Here is a 16,191-nt window from a genome sequence, read left to right on the forward strand (position 1 = left end):
CAGATCCATGTGAATTGAGTTAAATTGCATATACAGAATTTTTATTTCTATAACTAATATTTTAAAGGGGAGAGACGATGACAAAGACAGCTGTTGTTTCCATCATTATGCGAGTGGTGCTGGGTATCCTATTTGTGTTTCATGGCATAGATAAATTTCAAATGGGACTAAACAATGTAGAAGCATGGTTTAGCTCAATAGGTATACCTGGTTTCTTGGCTTATGTCGTTGCGTATGTAGAGCTTCTCGGTGGCATCATGTTGATTTTGGGATTATTTACTCGCTATGCAGCAGGTTTGCTTATTGTTATCCTTATTGGCGCAATTGTGAAGGCGAAGCTATCCGTTGGGCTTCTCGGAAATGGCCAAATGGCCGGTTATGAATTGGATCTCGCCTATATCTTGATTTTATTGCATCTGGTTATTGCTGAGTCGAGGCTCTCGATCGATTGTCTTATTAGGAACAAGCGCAAAGCAGAATAGGGATAATGACCATGGCAAAGGATCGAATCTATCCAAGTATCGCAGCTGAATCAAGTCATTATGTAACGGAGGATAGGTTTCTATGGAAGAGGTGCATCATACAACGAAAGGCATAGAGATTGGTCTCTATACGCTTGCGGATATCGTTCCCGATCCACACACCGGGAAAATAATAGGTGCTCAGCAAAGAACGAAGGAAATCATCGCAGCGGCCAAGCTTGCCGATGAAGCGGGATTAGACATATTTGGCGTTGGGGAACACCACCGGTTGGACTACGCGACATCAGCTCCGCCTGTAGTTCTTGCAGCCATCGCCCAGATTACGGAGAAAATCAAATTAACAAGCGCCACAACCGTATTAAGTACCGTAGATCCCGTTCGACTTTTCGAGGATATTTCAACATTGGATCTCATTTCGGATGGACGTGCGGAAATCATCGCAGGTCGTGGGGCATTTGTGGAATCTTTTCCCCTTTTCGGCTACGACACAAAGGATTACGATGCTCTTTTTGCTGAAAATCTAGAGCTATTCCTAAAGCTTAACGAGTCGGAAAAAGTAACGTGGGAAGGTCGCTTTCGCTCTCCGCTAATGAATGCGGAGATTGCGCCTAGACCTGTCCAAAAACAGCTGCCAATCTGGGTTGGCGTTGGGGGCACCGTGCAAAGCGCAGCCCGAGCCGGCAGACTAGGCGTCGGAATGGCCATTGCGATGCTTGGCGGCGACCCGACGAGATTTATGCCGTTGGTTGAAGCTTACCGCGAGGCCGGCATACAAGCCGGTCATGATACGGAGAAGCTCAATATAGGAATAACGGGACATGGGTACATCGCTAAAACCACACAGCAGGCTAAGGACGAATATTTCCCTTATTATCTGAATTATTGGTCTTATGTTAATCGTCAGCGCGGAATGGCATTTCGGATGGACCGAACTGATTTTGAACAAATGGCAAGCCCGGATACGGCATTGTTCGTGGGCAGTCCGCAACAGATCGTGGAGAAAATCCTGCGTCAATATGAGCTGTTTGGGCATAAGCGTTTCCTTGCGCAAATTGACATTGGCGGATTGCCGTTTCAAAAAATTGCCGATGGCATCGAGTTATTAGCCACAGAAATCGCCCCTATAGTTCGAAGAGAAACAAGTAAATAAAGGGCCCATCGAAACAGTTAACGAGATTATTCATCAAGGAGCAGTTTGCCGCCGCGGCAGCTGCTCCTTTGCTCGTTAAGGGGGATGATCGTTCAATAAAGTGATGCGTGGGAATGATGATGTGAAGCTGTACATAGTTCGGTTATGGTACCAGAATGGAAAAAGCTTTTTCGATCGCCGTCTTTATCATGGGTATAGTGAGTATAGACAAGCATCCTATTTAGATCCATAATTTGGCTTACGGAGTAGACCTCCTCCAACCAATACATGAAGTAAATACAAGGGGCGATCTCCACGTAATTAAATCGATAATAGCCTTTAAAGCCTTTATGCTGTCCGGCAATCCCTTCGTCATGTCGATGAGTGGCGTCGAAGAAATGAATGATAAAGACATTGCCATCCACATAATCGTATCTATAGGTCTTTCCAGCGTAAGCAGGGATTTGATAACGATATTGATCAAAATGAATATTGGAATCGTGCATACCGTACTCCTCCTTTCACGAGCATTATATGCAATATTTGCATGATTGGGTTAGCGCATGGAATGTGATTACGCTCATGATTCCCGTAGTATTAACGGAGGTTAGAGGATGAGAAAGGATAACACGCAAATCTTTTTCTACGGCTTTGTAGTTGGATGCGTTCTGCTGCTAATGCCTATACCGCATTTCTTTTTTTGGAGCGGCATTATGGAGCATGTCGAAGCAGTGTTTCGTTACTTGGGTTTTATTTTATTCATGGCATGCGGTATTACAGTAATAGTGCGTGTTGCGAGAGCCTTTATGGGAAGGTGAGGTTTCAATCGCAAAAACAAGGAGCAAAAGCTGAAGCGGCTGCTCCTTGATTTTTACTCGCAGGATACTTTTACCATAACTGTTCTTTACCTTTATACTTATTTGGCGAATTAGTATCATTTAAGTAAGGTTATGCAGCAATTGGCATTAATAAATGGTTCATATCGAAAGGGGTTTCAAATGGCTAAAACGAAACGCGGGAAGGGTTTGTGGAATACGCCTTCTAGGGGCAGAGGTACTTGTCCAATTTGTCTTTCGACCCGAATAAAGCTGCTTTATTCCGCGGCTAACTCGGAAGGCAAACAATTGAAAGTCTGCAAGAAATGCAGCTCAGCAGACGCGAAAATCGCGGATCAAGCGGTTTCGACCGTGAATTTAGGGTTTCGAGGAAGGCTTCGGAGAGAGCTGAATCAACGAAAGACAAATCAATAGCGAGTCATTACGACGGCAACCGGTCACTGATCGGCTGCCGTTGTTCGTTCATGAAACTCGCGGAAGAGGACGAAGTAACAGGAATGGGAGGCCAGCCTAATGAAGGTAAGAGAAGCATCCATCGCTGATGCGGAAGGCATTGCATTCGTACACGTGAATAGCTGGAAAACGACTTATGCGGGTATTCTATCGGAGTCATATCTGGCTGGACTCTCTCTTGAGGACAGGAAGAAGAGCTGGATTTGGACATTTGAACATCAAGCGGAACATGAAAACATATTTGTCGCGGTTAACAAGGAGGATAAGATCGTTGGATTTTCCTGTGGCGGTCAAAATCGGAATAAAGAATATAAACACGATGGTGAGCTGTATGCGATCTACCTCTTAAAGGAGTACCAGGGTGTTGGTATCGGTCGATCACTATTTCAGTCCGTTATTGTGGCATTAAAAAGTAATGGCTGCGCATCGATGATGCTATGGGTGTTAAAGGACAACCCGTCACTCGGATTCTATCGTTCGCAAGGCGGCCAACAGGTTGGTCAGAAGAATATCAAAATTGGGACAGATGAATTGGTTGAGGTAGCGATGGGTTGGGAATGGCGTTAGAGTATGGGGGACGGAGCGGTTAAAAACGATAACGCTTGAGCAAGGCGACAGGCGAACGAATAACGAGAAGCTTCCTGCCAACGGAAAGTCGTGATACGATGGGGAGTAACGCAAGGACGCAGTAGTTGCGAACGCAACATTTTTCAGGGGGGAGAGCATGAATAGTCAAATCGCTCAAATGGAGCAAGAGGAGCAAGAGCTGCAGTTCAAACAATTCACAAACGAAATGGCGCTGCAGGTTGGCCTAACCATCGTTGAGGAAGCGAAGAGCCTTGGGAAAAACATTACGGTCGAAATCTATCGCCGCGGCCAACGGTTATTTGCCCATGCCATGGAGGGGACCTCGGCGGAAAACGAGGACTGGATTCGCCGCAAAAACAATGTCGTCAACCATTTCGGCCAAAGCTCGTGGCATGTCGCCTTGCTTGTTCGTCAGGAAGGAACGACGTTGGAAGAGCGCTACGGCTTGCCTCTTACAGATTACGTGGGTGCTGGCGGAGGCTTCCCGCTTATTGTGGCAGGCGAAGGGCAGATCGGCACGATTACCGTATCCGGCCTGCCGGATCAAGAGGACCACGATTTGTTAGTCTCCTCTCTAAGGCGGTATTTGAAGGTGTAAAAGGAAGGCAGTAACTGCCGCATGACTCCACTTCCGCGATAGAAAAGAAACCGCCCTCCGGCATAGCCGAAAGGGCGGTTTGTTGTATTTTGTAGCTAGTAAAGGTATTATTGTACGTTCTGAAGGTGCTCTTCGAGACGATCCCAAGTTTCCGTGATGCCTTGCTCCATGCCCATGTCCAGCACCTGTTGCAGCGCTTCGGAGGACGCGTAAGTCGCTTGGTTGATCAGCTTTGTTTTGCCCTCGAATTCCACGAACTGAAGGACGACATCCGTTGACGGCATATCCGCCGACACATTGCCTTCGCTATCGGAGAAGTAGTCGGTATAGTCGATTTGCTCGTTCGTTGCGATCGCCTTGTAGATGGCTTTGCCCCAGGACTCCATGCCGTAGAAATCGCCTTGCGCCTTGTCTTCGCACTTCATCATGTAATGCCAGATGCCGCCCGGGCGGAAGTCGACGTTGCATACCGGAATGGACCAGCCGCGAGGCCCCCACCATTGCTTCAGATGCTCCGCTTCGGAGAATGCTTGGAATACAAGCTCGCGAGGGGCGTTAAATACGCGCTCCAGAGTCAATACGTTTCCTTCTACTTTGCTCAGCATTTGGTTTGTCATTGTAATTCCTCCTCGAATTTTGGGTTTACTCTTCTTTGGGTTTCGCCTGAAGCTGCTGCAAATATCGTTCTAAGTTGTCGTAACGCTCGTTCCAGATCCGCCGGTAACGCTCCAACCATTCATCCATTTCTTTTAAAGGCTCGATTCGAAGCTTGTAGTTCCGCCGATTCGCTTCCGCTTCGACTTCCACCAAGCCGGCCTCCAAGAGGACGCGCAGATGCTTCGATGCTTGGGGCTGCCTTAGCTGCAGCCGCTCCGCGATTTCGCCCACGGATAGGGGGCCGCCCGCCAATAAATCCACGATGCGCAATCGGTTCGGTTCTGCCAGAGCGCTAAACGTTGTGCTGTCCATCATTCGGTGCGATCACCTCGTTTTAGCGGTGCCTCTTGCTTACATACTCAATATACCTGATAAGGAATATTCCTGTCAAGGAATATACAAAAGTTTTTTTGATGCGGGGGAAAGAGGCCGTACGATCAAGCAGGACAAAAAGAGTGTGGATGGATGTTTGGCTAAGCTGAGTTGAAGGGAGAGCTAATCGAAGTCGAAAGAAGGACTCGTTCGTGCTACAGAATGAAACCGCCCCTTCGGCAGACCCGAAGGGGCGGTTCGTCCTATTTCGTATTCTACCGCTCGGAGAGGGGATCGATGGAGGCCAGCAAGATCCGCATATCCTCCTCGTTGAATTCGCCGTCCCCGTTCATGTCCAGATCTTCGCCTTCCCCGATGAAGCGAAGGATATCGTCCATGTGCAAGCCGTCGTTATTGCCGTCGATTTGCGATTTCTTCGAATCCGAGAGCCGCATGGCCAAAGAATCATTCATGATGCTAAACGCCAACGGAATCGTTTCCTGCGAGGTGGCAATCGTGAAAACGTATTTGCCCGGTTGATCGGCAATGACGTTCGGGATGCGAATGCCGAAGGAGTAATCCGGCTCCAAGTAATAGCCTTCCGGCAGCGTGAAGGTCAGCTCATTGCCGGCGGTTCGCTCAAGTGAAGCAGGATGGAATATCTCGTCGGAGCCATCGTTATCCATAGGCGGCGATTCGATATAGATGTCTTGGATCGTAATATCCTCTTCCGTCAACAAGGTGCCCTCCGGACTGGCGATCGTGATCGTATCTCCGCCTTTTAGAATCGTATGGGCAGGGAAGAAGAAGCGAAGCTGTTCGCCGCCCGGCTCCAAACTTCCGTGACCGGCATCGTTCAAGGAGCTGCCTTCGGCCGGGATAAAGCCGATTCGGCGTACGGCCGGCAGCGCAGATCCTTCCGGTTTGATCTCTAACGTATAGAAGCCGGGGGAAGCCGGATTACGGATACCCGAATCTTCGGCAATCGTGATGTCGACGGTAGTGAAGCTCGCAAGAGGGCTGGATGCCGTCACGAACAGCTTATTGCCGTCGACGACAACGGTTGCGGCAGGATCGTCATTAATGGTAACTTTATCCGCTTCCAGAGTCTCCAGCGTCTCCGGAATCATCCCTGCAGGGAACGTGATCGCAATCTGTTTATCCGTCGTAATCGTCTCCATAGCCGTGAAGGAGAACCGGTATTCCGCCGCGGCCGAAACGGCATATGTGGAGGCTTCTGGATAGAAGTCGGTCACGCTTCGGCTGAACAACAGGTAATCTGCCGCCTTCGGCAGCGGGTCTTGGCTTGTCGTGATTTCGAACGACACGCGGCCGGGGGCTGCGTAATGATAATCCGGCGTTCTCAAGAAGTCTGAAAGCTGAATGGAAATATCCGCATCGGCGGGTATAGCCTGGGCTACAGTAAACGAGAGCGCGGGATAGCCATATTCGTCCTGAATAGTTTTCGCGTCGCTTAGCATACCGGCGGCAGTCACGTCGTTCATAGCTACGGCTACTTTATTCGATGGAATGGTGACCGGTTCCCAATACATAAATTGATTCTCGTACAAATAGCCAAACGGCAGTCTAATTTGAATATGACCACCGCTATTTAGGTCCGAAGCGGGCGTAAACCGGAAGGTGTAGTTCGCCAGCGACTCGGTCAGGCCGTTGTAACCACTGAGATACCGGCCATTGCCGTCGGATTCGACCGTAAATTGTTCTACCGTCGTCCCGCTTATAATGGTGAACGGAATTTCCGTTAACGTTCCGCCTGTCTTGCCGATGCGGAACGTATAGCTGCCGGAGTCAGGGTTACCGATCCCGACTTCTTCCCAGATCCTAACCATGACGATACTATCCGCGGGAATTTCTTCGTCGAGGCCTAGGCGAACGGCTTTCGAATCGGTAGCAGCATTCACGCTTACGTTAACGATATTAGGATAGCCGTATACGGGGGTTCCGTCCGGAATTTCCAGACTGGAGCTAACGCTCGTATTTTCATGAAAGGCAGCCCCATCCGGCAGCTGGTAGGCCGAAGGGAATTCGATCGTCAGTGAACCGCCGTCGCTCCAGGAGGGAATGGCTTCGCTTGCCTTAAACTCGATGGCGTACGCGACGTTCTGGTCATTCGGGAAGGGCCTGGCTTCGATGCTTCCTCCCGCGCTGGCGCTTGCCTGCATAGCTCCGCTCCAGGGGAGCAGAGCTGCCGCGAGCAACGCCGCTAGAAGCATTCGGGCTCGCCGCTGTATGTTTTTCATCGCTTCTATGTTCCTCCAATCCTTAAGGTCTCAATATGACGGTCCGACTCTCCTGCTGCCACTGCACGTCCAGACCAAGCTGCTCGGCCATAAATCGTACGGGCACATAGGTGCGTCCCTGCTTCAGGTAAGGCGCATACGGAGAATTCGCGTCAATGCGCAGCTCCAATACAGAGCCGTCCGCTCCCGTAAACGTGACAAGCTTCTCGCCGTCTTCGTACTCCACCTCGTAGCCTAGCCGCTCGGCTACCGCTCGTACCGGCACCATGACCCGGCTGCTGATCATCTCCGGCTGAGCGTCGAAGGCGACGAGCCCGGAGCCGATAACCACCTTCAGCGCAGGGGCTTCCGGCAAGTCGGGAAGCCGGTAAGGCGTCAGAAGGCGTATCTTGTTGTTATAGGAATCCGCGACATAGATGCTTCCGTCGGGAGCGATGGCCACGTCCGTCGGACGGTGGAAAGTCGCCAGACGATCCGCGCCGTCATGCTCGCCGCTGAGCTGCGACGAATGACCCGCAAGCGTCGCGACCTCTCCATCCTGCAAGTAGCGGATCGAATGGTTAAGGCTGTCCGCGATGACGAGACCGCCTTCCTCCGTGACGGCGATGCCTGCCGGGTAACGGAATGCTGCGTCACTGGCTTTGCCGTCGGCGAAGCCGTCCTCCGCGTAAAGCCTGGTCAGGTCAGCGTAGAGGGATTTGCCTTTGCCGATTCGCATGGCAGAGCCGGCGACGGTCGTTACTTTACCCGATTGAAAATTAATGTAGCGAATGCTGTGGTTGCCGGAGTCGCTGACGTACAGGTTGCCCCGGGCGTCCAGGGCGAGCCCGGACGGCTCGTTGAACTTCGCTATCGCCATATCGCCGTCCGCGAAGTCGCCGGCGGGAACCGCCACGCCCGGGAACGCTTCGACGACCCGATTGGACGGAGCGGTGAGCGTTACCACTTCTCCTGCAGGCGTGATCTTGCGAATGACGTGATTTAACGTGTCGGCGACGTAAACCGTGCCATCCGCGGCAACGGCGACATCCTTCGGCGAATGGAACGTCGCGCGAGAGCCGGGACCGTCAAGCCGTCCAAGCAGGCCGGTGCCCGCGATCGTCGTTACGCTGCCGTCCAAGCCGATCTTCCGAATGGCATGGTTCTCCGTGTCGGCTACATAAAGCCGGCCTTGTGCATCCGCGGCAATGCCGGATGGATTCTGGAATAACGAGGCGTTCGAAGGACCGTCGAGCAGGCCGCCGACCAGCTTGCCTTGCGCGTCCTTCTTCAGAAGAACGCCGGCGAGGCTCTCCGTGCCGTCAGCCGTAACGGCGCGCAGCAGATGGTTGTCGCCATCCGCGACGATTAAGGCGCCGTCCCCGCGAACGAGGAGCCCGGAAGGATGACGAAACTCCGCTTGAAGCCGCATATCATTGGCGCTGCCGTAGTCACCCGATCCGGCATATGACTTAACGTCCATCATGATCTGCCCCTTGTCGCCGACGAGAGCGTTCGAGAGGAATGCGGCGGCAGCCGTGCCGGCAAGCAAGCTTGCGGATAGCGCCGACGCGATGAGGAAGGATATTGTTCGTTTCAAAAGCTTCACCTGCTTTCCGTTGCCGGCCGAACGGCAACCTTGATTGGATCATCCGCTAGATGGCTGCCGTCCAGCAATACGTTGCCGTCTTTGTCTAATACCTTAAAGTAGGCGAGCTGGATGACAAGGCCTTCATCGTTCGTGTTCATAAGCTGAAGCGGGATGCTGACGAGCAGCTTCTCGTCCGCGACGAACAAGGGAGCGGCGTTCGAGCCGGCGACGCCGCTGACGGCGGCCGCGTAATACAGCGTGGCGTTCTCGCCCCAGGTCGGCGGCTGTCTTAGCAGCTCCAGGCTGTTCGGAAGCGCGCCAAACACGGTGCCCGATGATGGGCTGACGATATTTTTGCCATGGTAGCTGAGCCTGCTGTCGTCATAGAGCAATTGGACCTCGACGGCGTAGATGCTTTCGTCCGGCTGGTCGAAGCCGCCGAGATACAAGCTGGCCGTAACCGTCTTCCCGTCGGAGATGGCATCCCGCAGGACAAGAGTCTCTTCCTTGTCGATATTGGAAGGAGGAGAGCCGGGCGAAGGCGAGCTTGTGGCCGGCGGCGTAGTACCGGATTGGCCGGAAGAGGACTGCTCATTCTTTCGCTTGTTCTCCTCGTACGCTTTGCGCGCCGCTTCGTCGAGCTGCTCCTTAAGCCGCTCTTCGGCCTTGCTTGATTCGTCCTCGGCCGCTTTGCGGTTCGTCTCGTCGAGCTTCTTCTTGTCCGCCTCGATCTTCTGCAGCAAGGACGCCAGCCGCTGCTGATTCTCGAGAAGCTGGCGCTGTTCTTCCAACAAGCGCTGAGTCCCATCCTGCGCCGCTTGCTTCAGCGCTTCTACTTCCGGGTCCAGTCCCGCCGTTCTGTCCAGCTGTTCCACCTTGGAAAGATCGATTTTTTTAAGGGGGTCGTCGACTTTTTTGTTGGCTTCGTCAATGGTTTTCTGTTCGATTTTGTGGGCATCGATTGCCTGCTTGGCGATGTTGCCCACAAGATTGTCCAAGTTCGCCGTCACCTTGTTTAAATCCGTCAAATCCCGGATTTGGAAGTTTGCCAGCTCCGACGGACGCATGACGCCTGCCTCCAACTGCTCCCTCAGCTGCTCTGCCCACTGCTCGTTCTCCTTCACGATCTCTTCATGGTCTTTGACGATGCTTTCGATCACTTTCGGAGGAATCTCATCGATAAGTTTTTTTATGTCGATGAATTCGACCTTGGCCCTGAGTTCCCGCACTTCGCGCGAATCCAGATTGATCTGCTGGGCCGGATAGACGAACACTGTCTTGTTCTCCTCCTGCGATCGATTTGCGCTTTCATTCTCGGTTGGGGATGCGGCAGATACGATCCCGGCAGCGACGACCATAGTCGTCTCGCCTGTTTTTTTGTTGATGATCGTCATGAAGTAGGTTCCCTTGGCGGTCAGCACGGCAGTTCCTGTCCGGATCTCAAAGCGCTCGCCGGCCGTATGGCCCGTCCGCGGCTCCACATGGGACCATGCGGAGCCGGATAATAGCGCGAATCGCGTGATCGCGGCTTTTCCTTGCGACTTCAGATCGGACAAGAACAGCTCGCCGTGTTCGCCTAACGTGATCCGATCCTTGCGGTCGTCTACCTGAATAATCGCGTGAGCGCCTTCGCCGGTCTCGATCGTATCTCCTTCATGGAGACGCATGCCCGCATAGGCGGGATAAGAAGCGTAGCCGCCTGCTATGCGCACGGTCACGCCGCCCCCGGCCTCCAGAATCGTGGCGGAACGCTCGGACGCGAGCGCGAACGCCGAGGCCGGAATAAGCGTCATGACGATAAAGAAGGCGAGCATGACAAGCCCGAGCCGGCTTCTATTGGTTGTGTTTTTCACTTGAAAACTCCTTTCGTTGTTTCTCCTGCTGCTACGATACACGGCGAAGTTTAAAATCCGTTTAAAAAAGCATGCGGATTTGTCGAATTTACGAAAGATTCAGGAAGGGGGGAGGTGGATTTTGTCGAATAGTAGGGAGATAGAAACGGCAATTGGAGGCTTTCATGAAACGACTGGCGAAGTGCTTGACGATTCTCATCGCGCTGCTTGCTTGGCTGCCTGCCACCGTTAGCGAAGCAGGGTGGTCGGAGGGGAAGGCGGACTATACCGATTGGAGCTTTCAAAAGGACGGCATCGTGAATCTGGACGGGGAGTGGGAGCTGGTGTGGAATCGGCTGCTTACGCCGGACGAAATCGTTCAGGGCGAGCTGTCCGGGGAGATCCGCGCCGAAGGAATTAAGGTGCCCGGACAATGGGGGGGACAGCGGTGGGGCGGCGAGGAGCTGTCTAACCACGGGTACGCCACCTATCGATTAACGTTCGTCATGCCGGAGAGCGCCGGAGAACGGACGATGGGCTTATACATAAGGAGCGTGGCTACCTCTTACCGGCTTTGGATGAACGGGGAGGAGCTGGCGGCGAGCGGGAGAGTTGGGACGGACCGGGCTTCGATGACGCCTCGCAATGTTCCGCAGACGGTTTATTTCCAGCCGAAAGAGGGAGACAACGAGCTTGTGATGCAGGTTGCCAACTTCGTGCAACGCAAAGGCGGGATTTGGGAAAGCATACGGCTTGGCGACTCGCAGGATATCGCCCGCGAGCGCGAACGGCATCTGATGTCCGATCTGTTTATCGTAGGCAGCCTGTTTCTGATGGGACTGTATCACGTTTGTTTGTTCGCGTTCCGCCGGAAGGACCGCATTCCGCTTTATTTCGGCATTCTCTGTCTGGCAATCGGCATTCGCACGCTGGTGCTGGGCGAGACGGCGGGCATGTCGTTGTTCTCGTCCATCCCATGGGAGATCGGCGTGAAGCTGGAATACGGCTCCGCGTGCGTCGCGTTTCTGATGTTCATGCTGTACGCGAACGGCCGGTATCCGGTGAAAGCAAGCCGATTGGCGAACGGAATATCTGCGGCGGCGCAGATCGCCGTGCTTGCTCTCGTGCTGCTGACGCCTGCCCGCATTTACACCCTGATCATGCTGCCTTATCAGCTTCTAGTAGCGGTGCCGACGATCGTGTACGTCATAACGATCTATGGCTGGGCGGCATGGAAGCGACGCGAAGGCTCCATGGCGGATATCATCGGGTTCGTCTTCATGGCGGCTACGATCGTCAACGACATTCTGTTCTATAATCAAGTGATCGCGACGGGAACCTGGATGCCGTTCGGGCTGCTCGCTCTGTTGTTCATGCAAGCCATCCAAGTGTCGGCGAAGTTCTCGAAGGCGTTCTATACGGCGGAGGCGCTCGGCGACCAGCTGAAGGAAGCGAACGTGACGCTGGAGGGGAAGGTGGCGGAGCGCACCGCGGCATTGTCCGAGACGAACGACAGGCTGGAGGAAGCCAACAAGGAGCTGCTGCGAATGGAACGGTTCCGCGCGCAGCTGCTGGCGAACATTTCGCATGAGCTGGGTACGCCGCTCACCTCCATTAAGGGCTATGCCAGCGCCATGATGGACGGCGTCGTAGATGCCGGAGATCCGAAATACGCGCGGAGAATCCATGAGCGGACGCTGCTGCTGGAGAGAGTTATCGATGATCTTATCGAGCTGACGAAGCTGGAAACGAGGCAGCTGCCCTTCCGCTTCGAGGAGCTTGACCCCTTGCGGCTGTTCCATCGTATATTCGATCAATATGCAACGGAATGGGCCGATGAGGAGGGGCTACGGTTGTTCTGGAAGGATGAGCTGCCGAACCGCCCGGAAGACGGGCGCGTCATGGTCACCGCGGACAGCTTCCGCCTGGAGCAAGTGTTCTCGAATGTGCTCGGCAACGCCCGCAAGTATGCGGGAGGCGATATTATCGTGAGCGTAGGCTTGGAGACGAAGGCCGGAGACGGGCAGCCGTATGAGCTTTGCGTGAAAATCGTCGATTCCGGACCGGGCATTCCCGATGAGGAGGTCCCGCGAATTTTCGACCGGTTCTATCGGGGCAGGCATGGCGGGGCGGGGAAAAAAACCGCGGGCAGCGGCTTAGGTCTTGCCATATGCAAAGAAATTATGGCTTACCATCATGGCAGCATCGGTTATGCAAGGGAAGAGGATGCCCGGAACGCCTTCTATTTTCGAATACCGGCACATTTAAGGAAACTATAAGGGGGCTGCGGATATGGCGGAAACCGTACTGGTCGTGGAGGACGACGAAGACATTATGGACATCTTGTCCGCTTATTTGCGCAAGCACGGCTTTTCAGTTCTGTCCGCCGTAAACGGGAAAGAAGCTATGCGGCTGTACGGGCAAGGGGGAATCGATCTGATGCTGACGGATATCGTGCTTCCGGATACGGAGGGGACCGAGCTGGCGGAGCGAATCCGCAAGCAGTCCGACATGCCGATCATTATGATGAGCTGCAAGAGGGAAGCGGAGGATATCGTGAACGGGCTGGAGCTAGGAGCGGATGATTACATTACGAAACCGTTCGAGCCGAGCGTCGTCGTGGCCCGCATCAAGTCGGTGCTCCGGAGGCGGAACAGAACGGGACCGCCCCAGCCGGGCGCGCTGCTGTGGAAGGATGAGCGGCTGGAGATCGATCAGGCCGCTTGCGAGGCGCGCGTGAACGGTCAAGTCGTGCATCTCTACGCGAAGGAGATGCAGCTTCTCCTCTTGCTTGCTTCGCACCCGGACCAGGTGTTCCATGTCGATCAATTGTACGAGCAGGTTTGGGGCTGGGACAAGCAAAGCGACACCGGTACCGTCATGGTTCACATCCGTAATCTCCGGAAGAAGATCGAGGAAGACCCCGCGGCGCCGACGTATATCGCGACCGTGAGGGGCTTCGGGTATAAGTTCAAAGCGAGGTGAAGAGCCTGGCCGGGTGGAACTGCCGGGTAGGCCGCCGCCATGGTCATGGGTAAGTCAGCAAGGCTTTAGCCGCGAATGTAACGGAAGTGAGAAGCCTTATTTCGGCTAAATAAGCGTTTTTTCGTTGGTAATGGAACGGAGAGCCGTTATTCGCCGATTTTAATGGTATTTTAATTGAAATCGTGAGGAATAAAAGCTCTCAGTTCCGCAAGCCCACCTCAAACCCCGTTTCCCGGTAAAATAACGCCTCTCATTTCCGTAAGCCTGTAAGTTTTCGGCGGTTACGACCGCAAGAGAGTCTTGAAATAGAGAAACGGCGGACCAAGACTGTATCCAACCGTCTTGGCCCGCCGCTGTGCGTTACTCTTAAATTTTGAACTTCGATACCGCGATTAGAAGCTGGGCGGTCGTCTCCTCCGTCTGCAGCATCAACGCGGCGAGCCGATCGGAATGCTCGCGCATATCCGACGTCTTCTCGACAATGTTTTGCGTGCCCGAGGCGTTCTCGTTGTTGGACAGGGTAACCTCGTGAATGGACTGCGCCACGTTCTGGATCGAAGCGAGCAGCTGCTCGGCCGTTGCGCTGAAGTCCGTGACGAGAGCCTGGACCGACCCTGCATCCCGATAATATTGCTCGCCGTTGTCAACCATCGCGTTATAGTCCTTAATAACCGTCTCGTCGATGAACGCCAGCGCTTTCTCCGAGCTCTTGGTGAGAGCCGTCACGGAATCCATGACGAGTCCCGCGACGCTCTGGATTTCGCCCGCCGTCTTGGCCGAGGTCTCGGCGAGCTTGCGGATCTCGCCGGCGACGACGGCAAAGCCTTTACCAGCTTCGCCCGCGCGCGCGGCCTCGATCGCGGCATTAAGGGCAAGCAAATTGGTCTGCGTCGTAATTTGAAGAATGGAATCCGTTAACACATGGATCCGCTCCACCGCCTTCGCTTGCTCCATGGCGGCTCTCGATTCGCTGTCGATGGCGCCGTGAATGTCCTGCGCCGAATTCCGGGAGGAGACGGCGGAGTCCTTCAATTGCTGGGCGCGAACCGCGATTTCGTCCGCCATGGCGGATCCGTCCTGCGCTTTGATCGCGATCGAGTTGACGGCCTCCTTGATCTCGGCGGACACCGTGTTCATCTCTTCCGCCATGGCGGCCGTCTCCTCCATGCCCGCGGACATCTGCTGGGTGGTCGCGGATACATCCTCGACCTGCGCGGCGAGGGAGCTCATGCTGGCCGAGGATTGGCCGATGTTCGTCTTCACGTTCGAGGTCTGGTCGGCTACTTGGCCGAGAACGCCGCGGATGGAAGAAGACATCCTCTCGACCGATTGCGCGAGATGGCCGATCTCGTCGGTCCGTCTGAGCATCTTGCCGGGCAGCGAGTGCGTAAAATCTGCATCCGCCATTACGTTCACGAACTGGGAGAGCTGCTTGACCGGCTTGGCGATGAAGCCGGCCATGTAGACGGCAATCAGGATCACGACCACCATGGTTATAAGGACCAGAACGCTCGTTTTGTTAAGGCTGTCTTGAAGACTGCCGTACACTTCCGTGTCCGGCACCGTAACATAGATTTTCCAGCCGGTCTGGCTGACCGTGGAGTATGCCGCGATTTTGTCGACGCCCTCATCGTCGGTGTAAGTCGTGAAGCCCATCTGTCCGGCGATTATCGCCTCGACGGCTGCATGGTGGCTCTCGCTCCCGAAGGCTTCCTTGTAGGGCTTGTTAACCTTATCCTTGGCAGGATGGTACATGACCATGCCGGCCTCGGACAGCAGGACGCCGAAGCCGGTCTCGCCGACTATCAAATCGCTGAACGAGCTTTGAAGCGCTTCGGCGGAAACGACGTCGATAATTGTGCCCTGGAATTGATTCTGCGCATCGAAGAATGGTACCGCAATAGTAATGCCCAGTGTTTCCGAGCCGCGAATTTGGAGCAGATCGCTGAATGCTGGCTGCTTGGTTGACTTGGCTTCCTGGAAATATTGGCGGTCGGAAATATCGGTGAAGGTGCCGTCTTCGGCCGGAATATGCCCGTTCGCGTCCGCTACGATCGTCATTTGCACCTCGGGATCGGTCTGGACGATCGCTTGCACGGCCACTTGTTTGCCTTGCGCGTCAAGCTCGCTGAAGCTGGGGTTGCTCTCCAGCAGCTTGCGCATGGCGCCGACCTTCGAATCTAGCCAGACGGCTGTTGCATCCGATTGTTTTTTGGCGACGCCCATCTCTTGATCATTGATGCTGTCCGTAAGCTGGCTCTTGAATTGAGTCAGTTGAATGGCGGCGAGTGAGACAAGGGGAACTAGCGTTAGAACCAGAATCATAAGCGTTAACCGGAAGCGCATGCTCCGCAATTTTTTCTTCATCTTCTTCACTCCCTTAATTTCGAGACCAACGTTATAGAAAGTCATCGACATCCATCGGCCAGAAGTTTTGTGGGAAATGAAGCCATACTTCGGAAGGCGGCGGGTTAAGTATTCCACGCGA

At 54.0% G+C, this 16,191-nt stretch carries 15 protein-coding genes; 8 read left to right on the forward strand and 7 right to left on the reverse strand.

All coding sequences use genetic code 11. The features are described from left to right. Positions 1 to 77: 77 nt before the first annotated feature. Positions 78 to 482 (forward strand): DoxX family protein, encoded by a 405-nt coding sequence (locus NQZ67_RS17630; RefSeq protein WP_257448471.1) that lies wholly within the window; start codon positions 78 to 80, stop codon positions 480 to 482. A gap of 82 nt (positions 483 to 564) precedes the next feature. Next, positions 565 to 1,632, forward strand: coding sequence for an LLM class flavin-dependent oxidoreductase (locus NQZ67_RS17635; RefSeq protein WP_257448473.1), 1,068 nt, complete (start codon positions 565 to 567; stop codon positions 1,630 to 1,632). A gap of 92 nt (positions 1,633 to 1,724) precedes the next feature. On the opposite strand, the gene NQZ67_RS17640 is transcribed toward NQZ67_RS17635, so the two are convergent. Then, on the reverse strand, positions 1,725 to 2,117 hold the full coding sequence (locus NQZ67_RS17640; RefSeq protein ID WP_257448475.1) for a MoaF-related domain-containing protein: 393 nt from the start codon (positions 2,115 to 2,117) through the stop codon (positions 1,725 to 1,727). Between the two features lie 108 nt (positions 2,118 to 2,225). Between NQZ67_RS17640 and NQZ67_RS17645 the strand changes: the two genes are divergently transcribed. From NQZ67_RS17645 to NQZ67_RS17660, 4 genes are all read left to right on the forward strand, one after another. Continuing rightward, on the forward strand, positions 2,226 to 2,429 hold the full coding sequence (locus NQZ67_RS17645) for a hypothetical protein (protein ID WP_257448477.1): 204 nt from the start codon (positions 2,226 to 2,228) through the stop codon (positions 2,427 to 2,429). Positions 2,430 to 2,609: 180 nt separating this feature from the next. Beyond that, the gene (locus NQZ67_RS30915; RefSeq protein WP_257448479.1) at positions 2,610 to 2,861 is read left to right on the forward strand and encodes a hypothetical protein; all 252 of its coding nucleotides are present in this window, start codon (positions 2,610 to 2,612) and stop codon (positions 2,859 to 2,861) included. A gap of 99 nt (positions 2,862 to 2,960) precedes the next feature. Then, positions 2,961 to 3,467, forward strand: coding sequence for a GNAT family N-acetyltransferase (locus NQZ67_RS17655; RefSeq protein ID WP_257448481.1), 507 nt, complete (start codon positions 2,961 to 2,963; stop codon positions 3,465 to 3,467). 157 nt (positions 3,468 to 3,624) lie between these two features. Next, the gene (locus NQZ67_RS17660; RefSeq protein ID WP_257448483.1) at positions 3,625 to 4,086 is read left to right on the forward strand and encodes a heme-degrading domain-containing protein; all 462 of its coding nucleotides are present in this window, start codon (positions 3,625 to 3,627) and stop codon (positions 4,084 to 4,086) included. 107 nt (positions 4,087 to 4,193) lie between these two features. On the opposite strand, the gene NQZ67_RS17665 is transcribed toward NQZ67_RS17660, so the two are convergent. The 5 genes from NQZ67_RS17665 to NQZ67_RS17685 form a co-directional block, all read right to left on the reverse strand. Beyond that, positions 4,194 to 4,703, reverse strand: coding sequence for an SRPBCC domain-containing protein (locus tag NQZ67_RS17665; RefSeq protein ID WP_257448485.1), 510 nt, complete (start codon positions 4,701 to 4,703; stop codon positions 4,194 to 4,196). Positions 4,704 to 4,728: 25 nt separating this feature from the next. Continuing rightward, entirely contained in the window at positions 4,729 to 5,055 is a 327-nt protein-coding gene (locus NQZ67_RS17670) for an ArsR/SmtB family transcription factor (RefSeq protein WP_257448820.1), read from the reverse strand. A gap of 275 nt (positions 5,056 to 5,330) precedes the next feature. Next, positions 5,331 to 7,316, reverse strand: coding sequence for a hypothetical protein (locus tag NQZ67_RS17675; protein ID WP_257448487.1), 1,986 nt, complete (start codon positions 7,314 to 7,316; stop codon positions 5,331 to 5,333). 22 nt (positions 7,317 to 7,338) lie between these two features. Beyond that, positions 7,339 to 8,904: a stalk domain-containing protein gene (locus tag NQZ67_RS17680; protein ID WP_442951243.1), complete on the reverse strand. Its 1,566-nt coding sequence runs from the start codon at positions 8,902 to 8,904 to the stop codon at positions 7,339 to 7,341. Further along, positions 8,901 to 10,739, reverse strand: coding sequence for a FecR family protein (locus tag NQZ67_RS17685; protein WP_257448490.1), 1,839 nt, complete (start codon positions 10,737 to 10,739; stop codon positions 8,901 to 8,903). Before NQZ67_RS17685 ends, NQZ67_RS17680 begins: the two co-directional genes overlap by 4 nt. Before the next feature lie 164 nt (positions 10,740 to 10,903). Here NQZ67_RS17685 and NQZ67_RS17690 point away from each other — a divergent pair, with 164 nt between their 5' ends. Both NQZ67_RS17690 and NQZ67_RS17695 read left to right on the forward strand, forming a co-directional pair. Continuing rightward, complete coding sequence (locus NQZ67_RS17690; RefSeq protein WP_257448491.1) at positions 10,904 to 12,997, forward strand: sensor histidine kinase; 2,094 nt, start codon at positions 10,904 to 10,906, stop codon at positions 12,995 to 12,997. A gap of 13 nt (positions 12,998 to 13,010) precedes the next feature. Further along, a complete protein-coding gene (locus tag NQZ67_RS17695) occupies positions 13,011 to 13,703 on the forward strand; it encodes a response regulator transcription factor (RefSeq protein WP_257448492.1) in 693 nt (230 codons plus the stop codon). A 366-nt stretch (positions 13,704 to 14,069) separates the two neighbouring features. Here NQZ67_RS17695 and NQZ67_RS17700 read toward each other — a convergent pair whose 3' ends face one another. Further along, positions 14,070 to 16,070 (reverse strand): methyl-accepting chemotaxis protein, encoded by a 2,001-nt coding sequence (locus NQZ67_RS17700; protein WP_257448493.1) that lies wholly within the window; start codon positions 16,068 to 16,070, stop codon positions 14,070 to 14,072. Between the last annotated feature and the right edge of the window lie 121 nt (positions 16,071 to 16,191).

The organism is Paenibacillus soyae (assembly GCF_024623455.1).
GTDB classification, from domain to species: domain Bacteria; phylum Bacillota; class Bacilli; order Paenibacillales; family Paenibacillaceae; genus Pristimantibacillus; species Pristimantibacillus soyae.

Coding starts and splice junctions, on each gene's coding strand:
- NQZ67_RS17645 (WP_257448477.1), top strand. CDS start 2,226: ATGAGAAAGGATAACACGCAAATCTTTTTCTACGGCTTTGTAGTTGGA.
- NQZ67_RS17700 (WP_257448493.1), bottom strand. CDS start 16,070: ATGAAGAAAAAATTGCGGAGCATGCGCTTCCGGTTAACGCTTATGATT.
- NQZ67_RS17635 (WP_257448473.1), top strand. CDS start 565: ATGGAAGAGGTGCATCATACAACGAAAGGCATAGAGATTGGTCTCTAT.
- NQZ67_RS17675 (WP_257448487.1), bottom strand. CDS start 7,316: ATGAAAAACATACAGCGGCGAGCCCGAATGCTTCTAGCGGCGTTGCTC.
- NQZ67_RS17660 (WP_257448483.1), top strand. CDS start 3,625: ATGAATAGTCAAATCGCTCAAATGGAGCAAGAGGAGCAAGAGCTGCAG.
- NQZ67_RS30915 (WP_257448479.1), top strand. CDS start 2,610: ATGGCTAAAACGAAACGCGGGAAGGGTTTGTGGAATACGCCTTCTAGG.
- NQZ67_RS17640 (WP_257448475.1), bottom strand. CDS start 2,117: ATGCACGATTCCAATATTCATTTTGATCAATATCGTTATCAAATCCCT.
- NQZ67_RS17655 (WP_257448481.1), top strand. CDS start 2,961: ATGAAGGTAAGAGAAGCATCCATCGCTGATGCGGAAGGCATTGCATTC.
- NQZ67_RS17665 (WP_257448485.1), bottom strand. CDS start 4,703: ATGACAAACCAAATGCTGAGCAAAGTAGAAGGAAACGTATTGACTCTG.
- NQZ67_RS17670 (WP_257448820.1), bottom strand. CDS start 5,055: ATGGACAGCACAACGTTTAGCGCTCTGGCAGAACCGAACCGATTGCGC.
- NQZ67_RS17690 (WP_257448491.1), top strand. CDS start 10,904: ATGAAACGACTGGCGAAGTGCTTGACGATTCTCATCGCGCTGCTTGCT.
- NQZ67_RS17695 (WP_257448492.1), top strand. CDS start 13,011: ATGGCGGAAACCGTACTGGTCGTGGAGGACGACGAAGACATTATGGAC.
- NQZ67_RS17630 (WP_257448471.1), top strand. CDS start 78: ATGACAAAGACAGCTGTTGTTTCCATCATTATGCGAGTGGTGCTGGGT.